This is a genomic window from Gottfriedia sp. NPDC056225 (assembly GCF_042267765.1).
Lineage (GTDB): Bacteria > Bacillota > Bacilli > Bacillales > Bacillaceae_G > Gottfriedia.
In genome coordinates, this window is record NZ_JBHJTJ010000121.1 from 1 (window position 1) to 2743 (window position 2743).

General features: G+C 28.3%; 2 protein-coding genes and 1 pseudogene. All 3 read left to right on the forward strand.

The window, feature by feature from the left end; all coding sequences use genetic code 11:
• Positions 1–875, forward strand: an 875-nt coding sequence (locus tag ACFCYN_RS25280) for an O-antigen ligase family protein (protein ID WP_375952918.1), incomplete at its 5' end; no start/stop codon positions are given.
• Positions 863–1837, forward strand: coding sequence for a glycosyltransferase family 2 protein (locus tag ACFCYN_RS25285; RefSeq protein WP_375952921.1), 975 nt, complete (start codon positions 863–865; stop codon positions 1835–1837). The genes ACFCYN_RS25280 and ACFCYN_RS25285, both read left to right, overlap by 13 nt.
• A gap of 265 nt (positions 1838–2102) precedes the next feature.
• Positions 2103–2743: pseudogene (locus ACFCYN_RS25290) on the forward strand (sugar isomerase); the annotation flags it as partial.

Genomic DNA, 2743 nt, shown 5'->3' on the forward strand with positions numbered 1-2743 from the left:
AAAACTATTTAAGAACTATTAATATTATATACAAAATATTGTCATTTAATATATTGCTACATGTTTTGTTAAGTGGTTCCTCTAATATTTTAGTTCTGGGAATTCAAACACGATTTGGAGATACGTATACAATAGCTATTATTCTATTACTTGTGAAAATGGAGATTTCGAAAAAAAGACTTTCTTTTTATGATATAGTTTTTATTGTTTTTGGCTCATATTTCATATTTACAAAATGGATTTCTACAATGGTATTGTTGGATATTCTATTACTATTGGTTTATGTAATCTCTAAAAGTAAGGTCTCTATGAGATGGGTTAATTATTATACTTTAATACCGGCTACTATATTATTGAATTTTTCAATTTTATTTTTTAGAATACAGAATGTATTTAAATGGTTAATCGTAGACTTTCTTCATGAGGATTTGACACTTGATAATAGGACTTTGATTTGGGATAACATATTTAAAGACATGTCAAATCACAACATTTTTTTAGGATCGGGTATTTTAGGAGAGAATACTAGAAATATTCCAATTGCTATTTACAACCAATATGGTTATCTGCTTTTTGGTGACTTACAAGCTCATAATCAGTTATTGAGTGTTTTATATTGGAATGGTATTATGGGCCTATTTTTGTATTTAGTAATAATATTGTTCGCAGGGAGCAAATTAACTAAGTGTAATCGAAAAGTATCTATGTACTTTATAGCGGGAACTTTTTTGATTTGTTTATCAATGATTACTGAACTATCAGCAAACGGTAACTATTTCATTATATTTGTTATGTGTGTGTATTTTTGTCAACCTTCAAATAACCATCCAGAAAAAGTACAGTCAAAAGGAAGGAGAATTGTATGGAGCCGTTAGTGAGTGTAATTATTCCTATATATAATACAGAGGAACATTTAAGCAAGTGTTTGGATAGTGTTTTAAATCAAACTTATAAAAGGCTGGAAGTTATTCTTATCAATGACGGCTCAAAAGATAATAGCTTAGAAATTTGCGAAAAATATAAATCTGCCGATTCAAGAATAATTTTAATTGATAAAGAGAATGCTGGAGTGTCAGAAGCCAGGAATGACGGAGTGAAATGTTCAAGTGGGGACTTTATATCATTTATTGATAGTGATGATTGGTTAGATAATAATACATTTGATGAAATGCTTAAAATAGCTTTGAAAACCGATGCAGATATAGTTATGAGTGGATTTTATATAAACAACGAACCGCATATGGAGTATTCTGGTAGATACATAATAACCAATCAATCAGAAACATTGAACTTATGCTATAAGCTAGAAAAAAATTATTCAACTGGTGTCTGTAACAAAATTTTTAAGGCTAAAAGTCTTAAACAATATCTATACTTTGATAAAGATATAGCAATTGGAGAAGACATGATAACTTTAACAAACTGTATATTAAATTCTAAAAAAATAATATGCTATGAAAAACCATTTTACCATTATATACGTTGGAGCGGGAGTACCGTTGCTTCTTTTAGTCCTAAAATGGTAACCTGTGCATTGGCACATCAAAAAGTGATTAATATAATTGGAGAAAAAAGAATAACAAAAGAATTAAAATATCTTATTGAACTTCGAAATAGTTTGTTTTGTTATGACTATCTGTGTAAAGCTATTAAATTTGGTTACTTGAATAGGAGGATTATAACTACTCTACAAAATGAGATTAAAGGTAATATTCGGAAATTAATAGATTCTAAAGTACTTTCTGGGAAACGAAAGTACATAATATTTCCTTTGAGCTACAGCTATATATTTTGTGGATTTTTGGCGTTTATGAATAAAATTAGAATTAAACACTAGCCAACCCCCTTTATAAACTGCGGGAAATCATATAAAAGTCTAGTAGGTTTGGTATCTAACATTAGTACTAAAAATTCATCAGAAAGATTTGTGAGGGGATTGCTTAATGAGAATATCAAGTTCAAGAGGAACTTGATGTAGAAAATATTCTTATCTAGTAGAAAATAAAAACGTAACTATGGTATTTACTTAATTACTGTTTTGATATAGTAACGAAAATTTCGATATATAAGGATTAATTTTATATAAAACTTTAGGGGGAAAAATGAAGGCGAAAAGAAGTATATTTAATATTGTTTTTGGATTACTTAGCCAATTAATTTCTATGGGCTTAGGACTAGTAATTCCAAGGCTATTTTTACTTAATTACGGATCGGAAAACAATGGATTAGTTTCATCCATTACTCAAATAATTGTTTACATGTCACTATTCGAAGCAGGAGTTGGGGCTGCTTCATTACAGGCATTGTATAAACCGATTGTAAAAAATGATAAACAGGGCATTTCTTCAATTTTATCTGCTACTTCTATTTATTACAAAAGAACTGGTTATTACTATTTTATTGCAGTAATTCTTCTAGCATTAATATATCCTGCCATCGTTGAATCAAGCTTGAATAAATTAACTGTTATTGTTGTAGTACTGTTTACAGGGATACCTGGAGCGATTAATTATTATTTTCAAGGTAAATATCGAATTTTTCTTTCAGCAGAAGGTAAAGATTATATCAATGCTTCAATACTAACAGGAGTAAATATATTAAATAATATTTTTAAAATTGTTTTATTACTAAATGGATTTGACATCGTTGCGGTTCAAGCATCATATTTAGCTACCACTTTTATACAAATAGTAATTTATCAAATATATTTTAAAAATAATTACCAGTGGATTAACTTAAAAGT

Coding starts and splice junctions, on each gene's coding strand:
- ACFCYN_RS25285 (WP_375952921.1), top strand. CDS start 863: ATGGAGCCGTTAGTGAGTGTAATTATTCCTATATATAATACAGAGGAA.